We start from the raw sequence: 14463 nt of genomic DNA on the forward strand, positions 1-14463 counted from the left end.
TGCCTGATAGTTTGTCGGACAGTCAGCCAGAAGGGGAAAATCACGTCATGGACAGTGACCAGCAGGCCCGCAGGGCCAGGGTGCGCATCGCCCTGGTCTTCGCCGTGCACGGGTCGGTCGCCGGCAGCTTCGTCACCCGGATCCCGTGGATCCAGGACCACCTCGGCCTGAGTGCGGGTCAGCTCGGCCTGGCCCTGGTCGCCCCCGCGCTCGGCGCCTCACTGTCCATGCCGCTGGCCGGGCGGGTGGTCCACAGGTACGGCGCGCGGGCGGCCGTCCGGGGCCTGCTGGTGCTCTGGTGCCTCTCCCTCGCCCTGCCCGCGCTCTCGCCCGGCCTGGCCGCCCTCTGCCTCGCCCTGCTCGTCTACGGCGGCGCCGCGGGGATGGCCGACGTGGCGATGAACGCCCAGGGCGTGGAGGTGGAGCAGCGGCTCGGCCGCTCGATCATGTCCGGCCTGCACGGCATGTGGAGCGCGGGCGGCCTGGTCGCCTCCGGCTTCGGCATGCTGGCGGCGCATCAGCAGCTCGACGCCCGGGCGCAGTTGGCGGTCACCGCGGTGGTCCTCGCGGTGCTGGGCTGGTCGGTCTGCGGCGCGCTGATCGACGTCCGGCCGGCCGAGGGCGAGGCCGCGCCGCCGCGGTTCGCCCTGCCGCCGCGCTCGGCGCTGGCGATCGGCCTGGTCGGCTTCTGCGCGGTCTTCGCCGAGGGCGCCAGCATGGACTGGGGCGGCGTCTACCTGCGGGACGTCACCGGCGCCTCGCCGACCGTCGCGGCGGCCAGCTTCACCGCCTTCGCCGCCACCATGACGGCGGCCCGGCTGACGGGCGACCTGCTGGTCCGCCGGCTCGGCCCGGTCCGGGCGGTCCGGGCGAGCGGCTGCGTCGCCACCCTGGGCGGCCTGCTGGTGATCGGCTCCGACTCGCCCGTACTGGCCATCCCCGGCTTCGCCCTGATCGGCATCGGCATCGCGGTGGTGGTCCCGCTCGCCTTCGCGGCGGCCGGGCGCACCGGCGGCAACCCAAACCGGGCGATCGCGGGCGTCGCCACCGTCACGTACACCTCCGGCCTCGTCGCCCCCGCCGTGGTCGGCCTGATTGCCCAGACCACCTCACTGACCGTCTCCTTCACGGTGGTCACCGCACTGACCGCCGCGCTGGTGCTCGGCGCGGGCGCCCTCCGCCGGAGCCCCTCCCCGGAAACGGCGCCGAGCGACGACCCGGACCGCCGGAGCGTACGCACGGCGTAGCGGCAGGGCGTGGGGCGCCGGCCTCGCGCCCCCTCGGCGGTGGCGGGCGCTACCGCGTCCCCCGGTCCAGCCTCAGCCGCTCCCCGTCCCCGGCCCGGATCGGGCACTCCGGCATCGGGCAGCCACACTCGCCGAAGGAGAGCGCCGAGCCGGAGACGTACTCGGCCCGGTCGAACCCCCGGCCCTCCCCCGCCGTCCACCCGGGCCGGGCCCGTTCCTGGATCCGTTCCGCCAACTCACCCATGGCCGACCTCCGCTGTCGCGCTCTGCCTCGTTGCCCCGCCGACGGTGATCCCGATCGACTAGCTTGGTAACAGCATCGACACGGAGAGCGACCGCCACCAGGGTTGACGGTCCAACAGTCCAGCCGACAGACCCGACCGCCCTCTCGGCCGGGCCCGCCGACCAGGGGGAAGCACCGACACATGCCCGGCCCACGCGAACTCGACCCCTCCGAATCGATGCTGGCCCTGTTCGGCTCCGAACTGCGCGAACACCGCTCCCGGGCCCGGCTCAGCCAGGAGAACCTGGGTGAGGTGCTCGGGTACACCGGATCGCTGGTCGGGCAGATAGAGACCGGCCGCCGCACCCCGACCCGGGAGTTCGCCGAGCGGCTCGACGGGGCACTGGAGACCGGTGGGATCTTCTCCAAGCTCTGGCCGCACATCACCCGCGGCCAGTTCCCCGGCTTCTTCAAGTCGTACGCCGAACTGGAGCCCCGGGCCTGCCAGATGCTGGAGTACGGCGGCGAGCTGATCCCCGGCCTCGGGCAGACCGAGGGGTACATGCGGGCGGTCTTCGAGGCGGGGCTGCCGCTGGCCCCGCCGGAGACCATCGAGGAGAAGGTGGCCGCCCGGCTGGGCCGTCAGGAGCTGCTCCGTGGTCCAACACGTCCGTTGTTGTGGTGGCTTCTGGCGGAAAATGCCATTCGTCGCCCGGTGGGCGGATTCGGCACGATGGCTGATCAGTTGGGACACCTGGTTGATCTCGTCCGGTCAAGGAAGGTCGTGATCCAGGTGCTGGAGACCTCCAGGGGTGCGCACGCGTTGCTGGAGGGGTCCATGACGCTAATGTCCTTTGCGGACGGGATCCCCGACACGGGGTACGTCGAGGCGCCGCACGCCGGTGTGCTGATCGAACACCCCGACACGGTACGAGAGTTGCGGCTCTCCTACGACCTGGCACGGGCTGACGCCCTGTCACCGGAAGCGTCGCTGAACCTCGTTGAAAAGGTAGCGAAGGAGCACCAACACCATGCTGACGAGCACCGAGCTGAACCGGGCTGACTGGCAGTCGTCCAGCTACAGCGGGGCCTCCGGAGGCAACTGCGTCCAGCCGGCGCTGAACCTCGCGGCCTCGCACGGCGTCGTCCCGGTCCGCGACTCCAAGAACCCGGCGGGCCCGCACCTGGAGTTCCCGGCCGCCGCCTGGGCCGCCTTCGCGGGCTGGGCGGCCACCCAGGAGGTCTGATCCCCCTCACGCCCGACGGCCACGGCGGTGCCCCCGCTACCCTCGTGGCCATGAACACCGCAGCTCAGCCGCCCGTTCCCGCCACCCGCAACCCCGTCGGCGCCCATGTGCCGGTGGCCGGTCGCGGGCTGGTCGGCACCGGGCTGGCGTACGCGGAGCGGGTCGGCGCGGAGGCTGTCCAGGTCTTCGTCGCCAACCCGCGCGGCTGGGCCACGCCGGCCGGGACTCCGGCACGGGACGCGGAGTTCCGCGAGGCCTGCGCGGCCGCCGCCATCCCGGCGTACGTGCACGCGCCGTACCTGATCAACTTCGGTTCCGACTCCACCGCCACCCGGGAGCGCTCCGCCGAGTCGCTCTGGCACTCCCTGGAGCGCGGCCACGGCATCGGCGCGCTCGGCGTGGTGGTGCACACCGGCTCGGCCGTCGGCCGGGCCGCCGACGGCGGCTCCCGGTACGCGGCCGCGATGGCCCAGGTCCGCACGGACGTCCGACCCCTGCTGGACCGGCTGGACGCGCTCGGCGAGGACGCCCCCTGGCTGCTGCTGGAACCCACCGCCGGGCAGGGCAGTTCGCTCTGCTCCCGGATGGAGGACCTGGCCGCCTACCTGGAGGCGCTCGACCACCACCCCAGGGTCGGCGTCTGCCTGGACACCTGCCACGCCTTCGCCGCCGGGCACGACCTGGCCGCCCCCGAGGGCGTCACCGAACTCCTCGACACCCTGCTGGCCGCCGTCGGCCCCGGCCGCCTCCGGCTGATCCACGCCAACGACTCGATGGACGTCACCGGTGCCCGCAAGGACCGCCACGCCAACATCGGCGCGGGCCACATCGGCGCCGCCGCCTTCGGCCGCCTGCTCGCCCACCCCGCCACCGAGGGCGTCCCGCTGATCATCGAGACTCCCGACGGCCGCCACGACCCGGCCCGCGTCGAAGGCGCCAAGCACGCGGCCGACATCGCCCTGCTCAAGCAGCTCCGCAGCTGACGGCGGGTCACCCGCCTGATCCCGTCCGGCAGCTGACCGCGATACTGGGCCCGGCTCTCCAGTACGGACGCGCCAGCGTCGCCCCATCAGCACCGACGAGGAGCACGAGCAGTGACCGACGACACCCGGATCGGCCCCCCGAACTTCGGCACCGAGCGCGAGATGCTGCGCGCCTTCCTGGACTACCAGCGGGCGACCCTCGCGATGAAGTGCGCGGGGCTCACCGACGAGGAGCTGCGGCAGCGCTCGATGCCGCCCTCAACCCTCACCCTGCTCGGCCTGGTCCGGCACCTGGCCGAGGTCGAACGTGCCTGGTTCCGCCGGGTCTTCCAGGACCACGACGCACCGATGGTCTGGTCCGACAAGATCGACTTCCAGGCCGCCTACGACGCGAGCAACTCCACCCGGGAGGAGGCCTTCGGCGCCTGGGAGGCCGAGGTCGCGAACTCCCGCCGGATAGAGCTGGCCGCCGAGTCACTCGACCTGGCGGGCTACCAGCCGAGGTGGGAGGAGGAGGTCTCGCTGCGGATGGTGATGGTGCACGTCCTGCTGGAGTACGGCCGCCACAACGGGCACGCCGACTTCCTCCGCGAGGGCGTCGACGGCACCGTGGGTGCCTGACCTGCGATAACCGCTGGCACTGCCCCGGAGGCGGTGCGATCATCTGCGGATGATCACCCTCGCCGACGACCTCGGCCACCTCGCGTACACCGTCACCGGCGAGGGCTCACCCGTCCTCCTGGTGCACGCCGGCGTCACCGACCACCAGCTCTGGGACCGCGTGGCGCCCGCGCTCGCCGAGCGGCACACCGTGATCAGGTACGACCTGCGCGGCTTCGGGGAGTCCGCTCGCCCGGCCGGTCCGTACCGCGACACCGACGACCTTCGCCGCCTGCTGGACCACCTCGGCCACCAGCGGGCGGACCTGGTCGGCACCTCCTGGGGCGGCCGGATCGCCCTCGGCTTCGCGCACGACCATCCGGAACGGGTCAGGTCACTGACCATGCTGGCCGCGCACTGGCCCGGGTACGACTGGTCGGCGGAGCTGGTGGCGTACGACGAGGCCGAGACGGCGGCGCTGGCGGCGGGCGATCCGGAGGCCGCCGTCTCGGTCAACCTCGACATGTGGCTGCGCGGTCCGTCCCGAAGCTGGGCGGAGGTCGCCCCGGACCTGGCCGAGCGACTGAGGGGCCCGGTCCGGACCTCGCTCGTGCACCAGGACGCCCGCGGCGAGCACTCGCAGGGCGTCCATCCCGTCGACCTGGCCACCGTCACCGTGCCCACCCTGGTCGGCATCGGCCTGCTGGACGTCGCGGACTACCAGCAGATCTCCCGCCGGTACGCCGCCGGGATCCCGGGCGCCCGCCTGGTCGAGTTCCCCACTGCGGCCCACCTGATCCCGCTCGACGCGCCCGCCGAGCTGCTCGCCGCCCTGCTCCCCTTCCTCGCCGGGGCCTGAGCGGTGTGATCGGCCGTCCGGGCGGAAAGTAGACTCACCCGATGCCTGTCGTGTCGCGCGTGGTCCGGTCGCCGTGGTTCCGCTTGGGGGCGTTGCTCGCGGTCCTCGCGGCGGCCGCCGGCAGCCTGCTGCTCTGGAACCCGATCGACCTGCTGCGGGACGGCGTACCGATCCCGGTCTTCCTGCTGGTCTACGCGGTGGCCACGCTCGCCTTCGTGCCGAAACCCGCCCTGAACGGTGCCGCAGGCATGGTGCTCGGCACCGCCCAAGGCGTACCGGTGGCCGTCGCGGCGACCACGCTGGGCGCGCTGCTCGGCTTCTGGCTCGGGCGGGCCCTCGGCCGGGACGCGGTGCGGCCGCTGCTGCGCGGCAGGATCGTCTCCGCCCTGGACCGGCGGCTCAGCGAGCACGGCTTCCGCAGCATGCTGCTGGTCCGGGTGGTCCCCGGGGTGCCGTTCCAGGCCGCCAACTACGCCGCCGCCTTCTCCGGGGTCCGGGTCCTGCCGTACACCGTCGCCACTGCACTGGGTGTGGCGCCGGGCACGGCCGCGTACGTCATCGCCGGGGCCAGCTCCGGCCACCCGGACTCACCGGCCTTCCTGATCTCGGCCGCGCTGATCGTGCTGATGTGCCTGTTCACCCTGGTGTCCGCCTGGCGGGCGTACCGGGCCGCCCGCCGACAGCAGGCCACCGGTCCGGCTACCGGGCCGGCCACCGACGAGGCACCGGCTCTCTCCGCCGTGCCGTCACCCGGTCGCTGACGCACCGTCGAATTCACTGTCCCCTGTCGGTGCGATCCGCCAGGATGGAACCGTCGGCCCGGCCCCGGAGGCCGATCGGGCGACACGACCGGTGGGTGAATCCGTTACAGGACTGTTGACGAGCAGTCAACTGTGGCCTGACGCACACCGATATGGTCTACGCGCGGAACCGTTCGGCGAGCAGCGACGTCGCAGGAGATGCCCGGAAAATCCGGGTTGTCCCGCGAGCCACGCCCCGCACGGCGGTCGCGAACGGGCACCGAAGCGGTGATCAGTGCGATACTCGGACAGTTCCGACGGATGGATGACGCGTCAGTTGACGTGGTCGCCCGGGGGGACGAGTACGGGACGAGAGAGGGAGGCGCGGCAATGGGAGCACTTCGCGACGAGCACCACAACGGGTGGCTGATGCCCTCCGGAAACTACCCCGCCGCGGTCTACGAGGATTCGTGGGCCACCCAGGAGTCGGCCGTGGCCGTCCCCGCCCCGGCGAAGATCATCTCCCTGAAGCCGACCGGCTTCGAGGCGGCCCGCACCGTCGGCGAGCACATCCGCGCGGGCGTCCCGGTGGTGATGGACCTGACCGAGATGACCGGCGCCGAGGCCAAGCGGATGGTGGACTTCGCCTCCGGCCTGGTCTTCGGCACCCAGGGCGGGATCGAGCGGATCGCCCGCCGGGTCTTCCTGCTCACCCCGGCCGACGTCGAGGTGATGGTGATCGACCGTCCGCTCGACGAGACCGGCTTCTACAACCAGAGCTGACAACCGGACGGGCCCGGAACGACCTCCACGGTCGTTCCGGGCCCGCCGCCGCTCCACCGGCTGCCGAACCGCGCATCAGCCGGGCTGCGCGGGGTCGCTCTCGACGTGCTGCTTGAAGTCCTGGAGGCAGCGGTGCACCTCGTGGGCGACGAAGCCGAGCCGGTCGCCGATGGTGTCCAGCACCCCGTGCGGCGTGTGGTCGAGCTGGATCATCACCCGGGTCTGCCGGTCACCCAGCGCGTGGAAGGTCACCACGCCCGACTGCTCGGTGCCGCTGACGGACCGCCAGGCGATCCGCTCGCCGGGCACCCGTTCGGTGATCTCCGTCTCGAACTCGCGCTGCACGCCGTCCACCCCGGCCACCCAGTGCACCGTCGTGTCAGAGGTCTGCACGACCTGTTCGACACCGTGCATGTAGCGCGGGAACGCCGTGACCCGTGACCACTGCTCGTAGGCGGCCATCAGCGGCACCGCCACCTCGACCGACTCCGCTATGTGCGACATCGCAGTTCGTCCTTTCCTGAGGCCGTCGTGACGCGTCTGCCCCTGAAAAATCCGTTCACTCCGCCGTCTCCGACGGTGCGTCAGGTCCCGAGCCGGTACGTGCCGGCTGAGCCGTCCGGCTGAACCGGGAGGCGCGGCGGGAGGCACCACCGCGCCGGGAGGCGGAACCTGGGTTCGGGTGGAGGCATGGCGCCTGAACCCCTCAACCCGAGCGAGCAGCTGATCGAGGACTTCCTCACCGCGGGCCGCACCCTGGAGCCCGGTGACGTCCCGGCCCTGGCCGACCGGTACACCCAGACGCTCGGGATCGGCGGCAGCGTCGTCTACCTCGCCGACATCCAGCAGAACATCCTGTTCCCCATCGCCGGCGGTCGGCCGCTGCCGATCGAGGGCACCCAGGCGGGCTGGGCCTTCCGTACCTCCACCCTCCGGGTCGACGAGCACCCGAACGGCGGGTTGGTCGCCCACTTCCCGCTGGTGGACGGAGCCGAACGGCTCGGCGTGCTGTGCGTCGAGACCGCGAGCCTCGACCAGTCGGTCCTGCGCCGCTGCCGGATGCTCGCCTCCCTGCTGGCCATGGTGATCACCTCCAAGCGCGACACCAGCGACTCCTACGCGCGCGGGGTCCGCGCCGAGGCGATGACGCTCCCGGCCGAACTCGTCCGCACCTTCCTGCCGCCCCGGACGGTCTGTACGGACCAGGTGGTGTCGACGGCCGTGCTGGAGCCGGCCTACGACCTCGGCGGCGATGCGTTCGACCAACTCGCTGGCCGCAGGTGTCCTGCACGCCGCCGTGCTCGACGGCATGGGCCACGACCTGCTCTCCGGCCTGACGGCGGCGGTCGCGCTCGCCGCCTGCCGCAACGCCCGCCGCAACGGGGCCGACCTCCCCGGCCTGGTGCACACGATCGACGAGGCGATGGTGCGGTGGTTCCCCGACCGCTTCGCGACCGGGGTGTTCCTCCGCCTCGATCTCGCGAGCGGCACACTGCACTGGTCCAACTGCGGCCACCCGCCGCCGCTGCTGATCCGCGGTCAGGAGGTGGTGCCCGAAGCGTTCGACACGCCGCCCGAACCACCTCTGGGGCTGGCACAGTTGGTCGATGTCGGCCGCACGGTGCACAGTGCGTCGCCGGAGCCGGGCGATCGCGTGCTGACCTTCACCGACGGCATCATCGAGGCGAAGGGGACCGGTCACGAGATGTTCGGCCTGAACCGCTTCGCGGACTTCGTGATCCGCCGGGCCACCGCGGCCGGCGAGGCCGCGCCGGAGGCGTTGCGGCGGCTGATCCACGCGGTGCTGGACAGTCAGGACAGCGTGCTCACCGACGACGCCACGATCATGATGATCGAGTGGCAGCCGCCGGTACCGCTCCACCCCCACCCTGGTCGGCCCTGACGTCACGCTCGGAGCCCTCGGAGCCCTCGGAGCCGACCACGGTCAGCCTCGGCAGGGCACCCGGATGGTGCTCGCGCAGGAAGCCCACCAGGTGCTCACGCACGTGGCAGCGGAGGTCGAAGGCGTCACCGGCGTTCCGGGCGGTCATCAGGGCGCGCACCACGATGCTGGACGGGGTGGTGTCGACCACCTGCAGCGCACTGCCCTCGCCGTCCCAGAGCTCGCACTTGGCCAGCAGCGTGTCGAACTCCGCCCGGAGCTCGTCCATCGGGGTGCTGTGGTCCAGGTACAGCAGGGCCGTTCCGGTGATCCGGGGGTCGTTGCGGGACCAGTTCTCGAACGGCCGGCCGGCGAAGTACGAGACCGGCATGACGATCCGTCGCTGGTCCCAGGTCGCCACCACCACGTAGGTGAGCGTGATCTCCTCCACCGTGCCCCACTCCCCCGCCACCACCACCTCGTCACCGATCCGCACCATGTCGCCGAAGGCCATCTGGATCCCCGCGAACAGGTTGCCGAGCGTGCTCTGCGCGGCCATCGCGGCCACCACGCCGACCAGTCCGGCGGAGGCCAGCAGGCTGGTGCCCAGGGTCCGGACCACCGGGAAGGTCATCAGCATCGCGGCCAGCGCGACCACCGCGATCACCGCCTGGCAGACCCGGCGCAGCATCCCGGCCTGGGTGCGGGCCCGGCGGATCCGGCCGGGGTCCTGGCGCCGGACCGACAGCCGGACCCCCGTCTCGATCAGCAACGCGATCAGCCGGGCGGCCAACCAGCCGCAGGCCGCCAGGCAGAGCAGCACCAGCCCGTGCCGCACGGCACCCCTGAGCGTGGGCGCGAGCCCCGCCGAGGCTTCTCCTGCCAGCATCAGTCCGGCGGTGGCCGCCAGCAGGAACGGTCTGCGGCACCTGCGCACCAAGGGCAGCGCCCCACCTCCGGGCCGTCTCGCCGTCAGCCGACGGGCCGTCAACTCGACCGCGCTGACCACCACGAAGGCCGCCAGGGCCGAGGCGGCCGCCAGGACCAACATGCGCAGAATGCTCCACAGAACCACGAAGCGTCTCCCTCCGACGGCTGCCGGTCAGGCGGCCCGGCCGGCGCTCCGGCCCTTGCTCGGGCCCTTGACCCGGCTCCTGTCCGCGCTCTTGCTCCGGTTCGCCCTCCGCCGCAGCAGCGCCGCGCGCTCGTCCTCGGTGAGCCCGCCCCACACGCCGTACGGCTCGCGGACCTGCAACGCGTGCGTGAGGCAGGCGGCACGGACCGGGCAGCGGCCGCAGACCCGCTTCGCCGCCTCGTCCCGCGCGTCGTGGGCGTCGCCGCGTTCACCCGCAGGGTGGAAGAACAGCGCGGCGTCCTGGCGGCGGCAGGCCGCACGTATCTGCCAGTCCCAGTGGTGTTCGAGCGCGCCGGGCAGGCGCGAGGTGTCGGTCATCAGCGGTTCCCTCCTCCGAGTGGGGATCAGCTGCCCTTCAGGACGGCCGAGTTGGCGGCGCACAGGAGCGCCGTGCGTACTCGTCTCACCCATAGCCGCCGGGGCAAACCCCCGGGAGGCGACCGCAGTCGGATCAGGTGGCATGAAGTCCGGGGACGGGGGCAGCCGACTGCTCAGGACGCGCCGACGGGAACAGCCCGCAGCAGCGCACTAGGAGAGGAAGACCGCATGAGCGGCATCGAGATCTGGAAGTTCCGTTCCACCTCCGGCCACATCTCCGGGATCGATCTCATCGGCTACCACGTCGAGGCCACCGACGGTCACATCGGCAAGATCGACAAACTCTCCGAGGAGACCGACTCCTCCTACCTCGTGGTCGACACCGGCCCCTGGATCTTCGGCAAGCACGTCCTGCTCCCGGCCGGCACGATCGTGCGCGTGGACGAGAACGACCGCAAGGTCTACGTGGACCGCAGCAAGGACGAGATCAAGAACAGCCCCGAGTTCGACCCGCACAAGCACGAGGGCGACGCCGCCTACCGCGAGCAGTACGGCGCCTACTACGGTCCGTTCTACAACGGCCCGTTCGCCTGAGCGACCGCGTGCTGGGGCCTGTCTGACAATTCGCGTCGGATCAGGCCCGCCCGGCGGATACAGGCCCCAGCCGGTGGGCCGCCACCTGAGGGGGCGGCCCACCGGCTGGGCGCCGCTCGGGCATCAACGGCACGAGCGGCGCGGAGTCAGTCCTCGGGCGTGAGCTCGGCACGCAGCTTGGCGAGCGTGCGGCTGAGCATCCGGGAGACGTGCATCTGCGAGACGCCGAGCCGCTCACCGATCTGGGCCTGCGTCAGCTCACCGACGAAGCGCAGCGAGAGCACCAGCCGGTCCCGCTCCGGAAGGGCCGCGATCAGGGGCTTGAGGGACTCGAGGTCCTCCACCCGGGTGATGCGGCTGTCCTCGTAGCCCAGCCGCCTCATGAGCGTGCTGTCCGGGGAGTCGTCTGCCAGCCGCATCTCCAGCGAGCCGGCCGTGTGCGCGTTGGTGGCGGTCATGCTCTCCACGACCTCCTCCTCGCTCACCTCCATCCGCTCGGCCAGCTCGGCCACCGTCGGGGCGCGGTCCAGCCGCTGCTCCAGCTCCTCCTGCGCCTTCACCAGCGTCAGCCGCAGTTCCTGCATCCGCCGAGGCACGTGCGCGGCCCAGGTGGTGTCCCGGAAGTGGCGCTTGATCTCACCGATGATCGTCGGCAGCGCGAAGGTGGAGAACTCCAGCCCCCGGTCGGGGTCGAACCGGTCGATGGCCTTGATCAGCCCGACCGTCCCCACCTGCACGATGTCGTCCATCGGCTCCTTGGCGTTCCGGAACCGCCCCGCCGCGTACCGCACCAGCGACAGGTTCAGCTCGATCAGCGTCCCTCGCACGTACGAGTACGCCGGCGTACCTTCCTCCAGGTCCGCCAGTCGCACCAGCAGCGCCCGGGCCAGCTCCCTCGCGTCCTGCGGCGCGACCGCCGACGGGTTCTCGATCACCGGAAGATCAGCAAGCTCGGGCAGACGGGCTGCGCCGGCCCCCGCCGAGTACGTGAGAGTCAGCGAAGTCTCACTGGACACTGCCATGACACACCTTCCGTCGTCCGACACATCGTTGACCGCCGCCTACCCCCGACTTCCGCAGGCATGCCTGTATCCAGGAAAGTGGCACCCAATGTCCACTTTTACCCCACTTTCGCCGTCGTATTACCGGCCATCTCTCAGGGGCGGTCCTCGGTCAGCCGGGCCAACACCTCCTCCCACCCGATCCGCCGCCACTCCGCTCCCGGGGCCACCGCCTGGTAGGTCGCGGCCAGGAAGCGGCGGACGGCCGAGGTCCGGACCAGCAGCACGGTGAGATCGCCACCCACCCTGAGCTCGACCGCCGTCTGCTCGGGGTCGTACGGCCGGACCCGGACGTTCCCCAGGCCCGCCGAGGCCGTGACACCGTCAACCAACAGCTGCCGGGCGAAGACCCAGCCGACCGGGCAACCGCCGAGGGCACCCGGCGCCCCGACGAGCATGCTCACCGCGTACGGATCGTCGGGCCGGTACTCCAGGCAGACTTCGATCCGGGGCGGTTCCAGGCCGACCATCAGGGCCGGTACACCGTGGGCGATCACTTCTTGCACGGGCGGAGTCCTCTGCGGCAGCACGGACAGGGGCGGGGCCACGTCTGCCCGGAGCGGCCCGACTCATGCCACCTCGGGCGGGGCGGCTACCACCTGGCAGCTCACAGCCCTGCCCGAGCCGCCCGTTATTCACGTGAGACATCAACGTCTCATATGATCTACACTCGACTCATGGCCACCGACCGTGACTCCGTCCTCGAAGCCGCCGTCGGCGTGCTCTCCCGCCGTCCCACCGCCCACCTGGACGAGATCGCCCGGGCGGCGGGGATCAGCCGGGCCACCCTGCACCGGATATTTCCCGGCCGGGACGTACTGATCCGCGAGGTCGGCGCGCTCGGCCTGCGCAAGTTCGCCACCGCCCTGGACACCGCCGCGATCGACGACGGCGACGCCGAGGCCGCGCTGCGCCGCCTGGTCGACGCGGTCGTCCCGGACGCGGCGCTCTGCGCCTTCCTGGCCGGCGAGAACCAGCTCTTCGACGACCCGGAGATCAACGAACTCTGGGAGGTCCAGGACGAACGGGTCCGCGCCCTCTTCCTCCGTGGCCAGCAGCAGGGCGTGTTCCGGATCGAACTCTCGGCCGGCTGGCTCAGCGAAGCCTTCTTCGACCTGGTGGCCGGCGTCGGCTGGGCCGTCCAGGACGGCCGCCTCGCCCCCCGTGACAGTGCCTACTCGCTCGCCGAGCTCTTCCTCGGCGGCGCCCTCAGGAGCCCCGACCGATCATGACCACCCTCGACCGATCCGCCTTCCGGCAGCGCTGGGTCGGCCTCGCCGTCCTGGTGCTGGCGGTGACCCTGGTCGCGCTCGACGCGACCGTCCTCTCCCTCGCCCTGCCTTCGATCAGCGAGACCCTCCACCCCAGCGGCACCCAGTTGCTCTGGATCGGCGACAGCTACTCCTTCGTCCTGGCCGGCCTGCTGGTCAGCATGGGTGCGCTCAGCGACCGGATCGGCCGCAAGAAGCTGCTGCTGCTCGGCTCCAGCGCCTTCGGGGCCGCCTCGCTGCTGGCCGCGTACGCGCCGAGCGCCGGCTGGCTGATCCTCGCCCGGGCACTGCTCGGCGTCGCGGGCGCCACCATCATGCCGTCCACCCTCTCGCTGATCCGCAGCCTCTTCCCGGACGCCCGGGAGCGGGCCACCGCGATCGGCATCTGGGGCGCGGGCGCCACCGCCGGTGCCGCGCTCGGCCCGGTGGTCGGCGGCGTGCTGCTGGAGCACTTCTGGTGGGGTTCGGTCTTCCTGCTCAACCTGCCGGTCCTGGCCCTGCTCCTGGTGCTCGGCGCCTGGCTGCTGCCGGAGTCCAGGGACCCGAACCCGGGCCACTGGGACGTGTTCAGCGTCCTGCTCTCGATGAGCGGTGTGATCGGTGTGGTCTACGCCGTCAAGGAAGCCGCCGCCGGCGGCCTCGGCCACTGGCCGGTGCCCGTCACCTTCGCGCTCGGCGCCACCGCGCTGACCGTCTTCGTCCGGCGCCAACTGCGGCTGCCCACCCCGCTGCTGGACGTCCGGCTGTTCACCGACCCGCGCTTCACCGCTGCGGTGCTCGGCTCGCTCGCCTCGCTGATCGGTCTGTCCGGCGTGATCTTCTTCATGTCGCAGTACCTCCAACTGGTACGGGGCTACTCCCCGTTGACCGCCGGACTGGCCGAACTCCCTGCCTTCGTCGGCGCGGTGGTCGGTGGCCTGCTGACCGCCCGGCTGGCCCGACGCACCGGCGCCCGGGTCACCCTGGTCGGCGGCCTGCTGGTGATGGGCCTGGGCATCGCCGTCCTGGGCTGGGTCCGGCAGGACAGCAGCTACCTGGTGCTCGGCAGCTCCTTCCTGGCCGTCGGCACCGCCGAGGGCATCGTCTACACCCTCTCCGCCGACCTGGTCCTCACCGCCGCCCCCGCCGACAAGTCCGGCGCCGCCTCGGCCGTCTCGGAGACCGCCTACGAGCTCGGCACCGCCCTCGGCATCGCCCTGGTCGGCTCGGTGGTCACCGCCATCTACGCCGCCACCCTGGTCACCCCGGCCGGCACCGACCCCGCCGTGACCGCCCAGGCCAAGGAGTCCCTCGGCAACGCGGTCGAGGCGGCGGGCGCCCTCCCCGGCCCCCTCGGCGACCAGTTCCTCACCGCCGGCCGCACGGCCTTCGTCCACGGCATGAACATCGCCGCCTTCATCGCCGCCGCCCTGCTCCTCTGCTCCGCCGCCTTCTCCTGGCACCTACTCCGGCGCCGCACCGCTGACGACACGTCAGCCACGCGGCCGTCCGAACTGGTGCACTGACCACCCGCTGCTCAA

At 72.0% G+C, this 14463-nt stretch carries 19 protein-coding genes; 12 read left to right on the forward strand and 7 right to left on the reverse strand.

Going from position 1 to position 14463, the window contains the following annotated elements; translation table 11 throughout:
- The first annotated feature begins 47 nt into the window (after nt 1–47).
- Nucleotides 48–1247, forward strand: a complete 1200-nt coding sequence (locus tag ACKUU6_RS01660; protein WP_407986568.1) for an MFS transporter — start codon at nt 48–50, stop codon at nt 1245–1247.
- A 49-nt stretch (nt 1248–1296) separates the two neighbouring features.
- Here ACKUU6_RS01660 and ACKUU6_RS01665 read toward each other — a convergent pair whose 3' ends face one another.
- Nucleotides 1297–1491 carry a hypothetical protein gene (locus ACKUU6_RS01665; protein ID WP_407986569.1) on the reverse strand — a complete coding sequence of 65 codons (195 nt, stop codon included), beginning with the start codon at nt 1489–1491 and terminating at the stop codon, nt 1297–1299.
- A 181-nt stretch (nt 1492–1672) separates the two neighbouring features.
- On the opposite strand from ACKUU6_RS01665, the gene ACKUU6_RS01670 reads away from it, so the two are divergent.
- From ACKUU6_RS01670 to ACKUU6_RS01700, 7 genes are all read left to right on the forward strand, one after another.
- Nucleotides 1673–2533, forward strand: coding sequence for a helix-turn-helix domain-containing protein (locus ACKUU6_RS01670; RefSeq protein WP_407986570.1), 861 nt, complete (start codon nt 1673–1675; stop codon nt 2531–2533).
- On the forward strand, nt 2502–2717 hold the full coding sequence (locus ACKUU6_RS01675; protein WP_407986571.1) for a DUF397 domain-containing protein: 216 nt from the start codon (nt 2502–2504) through the stop codon (nt 2715–2717). Before ACKUU6_RS01670 ends, ACKUU6_RS01675 begins: the two co-directional genes overlap by 32 nt.
- 50 nt (nt 2718–2767) lie before the next feature.
- Nucleotides 2768–3700 (forward strand): deoxyribonuclease IV, encoded by a 933-nt coding sequence (locus tag ACKUU6_RS01680; protein ID WP_407986572.1) that lies wholly within the window; start codon nt 2768–2770, stop codon nt 3698–3700.
- 111 nt (nt 3701–3811) lie between these two features.
- Entirely contained in the window at nt 3812–4321 is a 510-nt protein-coding gene (locus ACKUU6_RS01685; protein WP_407986573.1) for a DinB family protein, read from the forward strand.
- 49 nt (nt 4322–4370) lie between these two features.
- Nucleotides 4371–5159, forward strand: a complete 789-nt coding sequence (locus ACKUU6_RS01690) for an alpha/beta fold hydrolase (protein WP_407986574.1) — start codon at nt 4371–4373, stop codon at nt 5157–5159.
- A 41-nt stretch (nt 5160–5200) separates the two neighbouring features.
- Entirely contained in the window at nt 5201–5920 is a 720-nt protein-coding gene (locus ACKUU6_RS01695; protein ID WP_407986575.1) for a TVP38/TMEM64 family protein, read from the forward strand.
- 369 nt (nt 5921–6289) lie between these two features.
- A complete protein-coding gene (locus tag ACKUU6_RS01700; protein ID WP_407986577.1) occupies nt 6290–6682 on the forward strand; it encodes a cell division protein SepF in 393 nt (130 codons plus the stop codon).
- 75 nt (nt 6683–6757) lie between these two features.
- Here ACKUU6_RS01700 and ACKUU6_RS01705 read toward each other — a convergent pair whose 3' ends face one another.
- Both ACKUU6_RS01705 and ACKUU6_RS01710 read right to left on the reverse strand, forming a co-directional pair.
- Nucleotides 6758–7186 carry an SRPBCC family protein gene (locus ACKUU6_RS01705; RefSeq protein ID WP_407986578.1) on the reverse strand — a complete coding sequence of 143 codons (429 nt, stop codon included), beginning with the start codon at nt 7184–7186 and terminating at the stop codon, nt 6758–6760.
- A gap of 323 nt (nt 7187–7509) precedes the next feature.
- Complete coding sequence (locus ACKUU6_RS01710) at nt 7510–7788, reverse strand: hypothetical protein (protein WP_407986579.1); 279 nt, start codon at nt 7786–7788, stop codon at nt 7510–7512.
- Between the two features lie 146 nt (nt 7789–7934).
- On the opposite strand from ACKUU6_RS01710, the gene ACKUU6_RS01715 reads away from it, so the two are divergent.
- Nucleotides 7935–8585: a PP2C family protein-serine/threonine phosphatase gene (locus ACKUU6_RS01715; RefSeq protein WP_407986580.1), complete on the forward strand. Its 651-nt coding sequence runs from the start codon at nt 7935–7937 to the stop codon at nt 8583–8585.
- Here ACKUU6_RS01715 and ACKUU6_RS01720 read toward each other — a convergent pair.
- Together ACKUU6_RS01720 and ACKUU6_RS01725 are read right to left on the reverse strand one after the other, a co-directional pair.
- Entirely contained in the window at nt 8527–9615 is a 1089-nt protein-coding gene (locus ACKUU6_RS01720; protein WP_407986581.1) for a mechanosensitive ion channel family protein, read from the reverse strand. The two genes, ACKUU6_RS01715 and ACKUU6_RS01720, sit on opposite strands and share 59 nt — an antisense overlap.
- A gap of 51 nt (nt 9616–9666) precedes the next feature.
- Complete coding sequence (locus tag ACKUU6_RS01725; protein WP_407986582.1) at nt 9667–10017, reverse strand: WhiB family transcriptional regulator; 351 nt, start codon at nt 10015–10017, stop codon at nt 9667–9669.
- 228 nt (nt 10018–10245) lie between these two features.
- Here ACKUU6_RS01725 and ACKUU6_RS01730 point away from each other — a divergent pair, with 228 nt between their 5' ends.
- Nucleotides 10246–10611, forward strand: coding sequence for a PRC-barrel domain-containing protein (locus ACKUU6_RS01730; RefSeq protein WP_407986583.1), 366 nt, complete (start codon nt 10246–10248; stop codon nt 10609–10611).
- 146 nt (nt 10612–10757) lie between these two features.
- Here the strand turns inward: ACKUU6_RS01730 and ACKUU6_RS01735 are convergent, their stop codons facing one another.
- Nucleotides 10758–11633 (reverse strand): SigB/SigF/SigG family RNA polymerase sigma factor, encoded by an 876-nt coding sequence (locus tag ACKUU6_RS01735; protein WP_407986584.1) that lies wholly within the window; start codon nt 11631–11633, stop codon nt 10758–10760.
- Nucleotides 11634–11767: 134 nt separating this feature from the next.
- Nucleotides 11768–12178, reverse strand: coding sequence for an SsgA family sporulation/cell division regulator (locus ACKUU6_RS01740; RefSeq protein WP_407986585.1), 411 nt, complete (start codon nt 12176–12178; stop codon nt 11768–11770).
- 171 nt (nt 12179–12349) lie between these two features.
- Here ACKUU6_RS01740 and ACKUU6_RS01745 point away from each other — a divergent pair, with 171 nt between their 5' ends.
- Together ACKUU6_RS01745 and ACKUU6_RS01750 are read left to right on the forward strand one after the other, a co-directional pair.
- Nucleotides 12350–12904 carry a TetR/AcrR family transcriptional regulator gene (locus ACKUU6_RS01745; RefSeq protein WP_407986586.1) on the forward strand — a complete coding sequence of 185 codons (555 nt, stop codon included), beginning with the start codon at nt 12350–12352 and terminating at the stop codon, nt 12902–12904.
- Nucleotides 12901–14448 carry an MFS transporter gene (locus tag ACKUU6_RS01750; protein ID WP_407986587.1) on the forward strand — a complete coding sequence of 516 codons (1548 nt, stop codon included), beginning with the start codon at nt 12901–12903 and terminating at the stop codon, nt 14446–14448. Before ACKUU6_RS01745 ends, ACKUU6_RS01750 begins: the two co-directional genes overlap by 4 nt.
- The last annotated feature ends 15 nt before the right edge of the window (nt 14449–14463 follow it).

This window comes from Kitasatospora sp. CMC57, assembly GCF_045866025.2.
In the GTDB taxonomy this organism is placed as follows: domain Bacteria; phylum Actinomycetota; class Actinomycetes; order Streptomycetales; family Streptomycetaceae; genus Kitasatospora.

Coding starts and splice junctions, on each gene's coding strand:
- ACKUU6_RS01660 (WP_407986568.1), top strand. CDS start 48: ATGGACAGTGACCAGCAGGCCCGCAGGGCCAGGGTGCGCATCGCCCTG.
- ACKUU6_RS01665 (WP_407986569.1), bottom strand. CDS start 1,491: ATGGGTGAGTTGGCGGAACGGATCCAGGAACGGGCCCGGCCCGGGTGG.
- ACKUU6_RS01670 (WP_407986570.1), top strand. CDS start 1,673: ATGCCCGGCCCACGCGAACTCGACCCCTCCGAATCGATGCTGGCCCTG.
- ACKUU6_RS01675 (WP_407986571.1), top strand. CDS start 2,502: ATGCTGACGAGCACCGAGCTGAACCGGGCTGACTGGCAGTCGTCCAGC.
- ACKUU6_RS01680 (WP_407986572.1), top strand. CDS start 2,768: ATGAACACCGCAGCTCAGCCGCCCGTTCCCGCCACCCGCAACCCCGTC.
- ACKUU6_RS01690 (WP_407986574.1), top strand. CDS start 4,371: ATGATCACCCTCGCCGACGACCTCGGCCACCTCGCGTACACCGTCACC.
- ACKUU6_RS01695 (WP_407986575.1), top strand. CDS start 5,201: ATGCCTGTCGTGTCGCGCGTGGTCCGGTCGCCGTGGTTCCGCTTGGGG.
- ACKUU6_RS01700 (WP_407986577.1), top strand. CDS start 6,290: ATGGGAGCACTTCGCGACGAGCACCACAACGGGTGGCTGATGCCCTCC.
- ACKUU6_RS01705 (WP_407986578.1), bottom strand. CDS start 7,186: ATGTCGCACATAGCGGAGTCGGTCGAGGTGGCGGTGCCGCTGATGGCC.
- ACKUU6_RS01715 (WP_407986580.1), top strand. CDS start 7,935: ATGCGTTCGACCAACTCGCTGGCCGCAGGTGTCCTGCACGCCGCCGTG.
- ACKUU6_RS01720 (WP_407986581.1), bottom strand. CDS start 9,615: ATGTTGGTCCTGGCGGCCGCCTCGGCCCTGGCGGCCTTCGTGGTGGTC.
- ACKUU6_RS01725 (WP_407986582.1), bottom strand. CDS start 10,017: ATGACCGACACCTCGCGCCTGCCCGGCGCGCTCGAACACCACTGGGAC.
- ACKUU6_RS01730 (WP_407986583.1), top strand. CDS start 10,246: ATGAGCGGCATCGAGATCTGGAAGTTCCGTTCCACCTCCGGCCACATC.
- ACKUU6_RS01735 (WP_407986584.1), bottom strand. CDS start 11,633: ATGGCAGTGTCCAGTGAGACTTCGCTGACTCTCACGTACTCGGCGGGG.
- ACKUU6_RS01745 (WP_407986586.1), top strand. CDS start 12,350: ATGGCCACCGACCGTGACTCCGTCCTCGAAGCCGCCGTCGGCGTGCTC.
- ACKUU6_RS01750 (WP_407986587.1), top strand. CDS start 12,901: ATGACCACCCTCGACCGATCCGCCTTCCGGCAGCGCTGGGTCGGCCTC.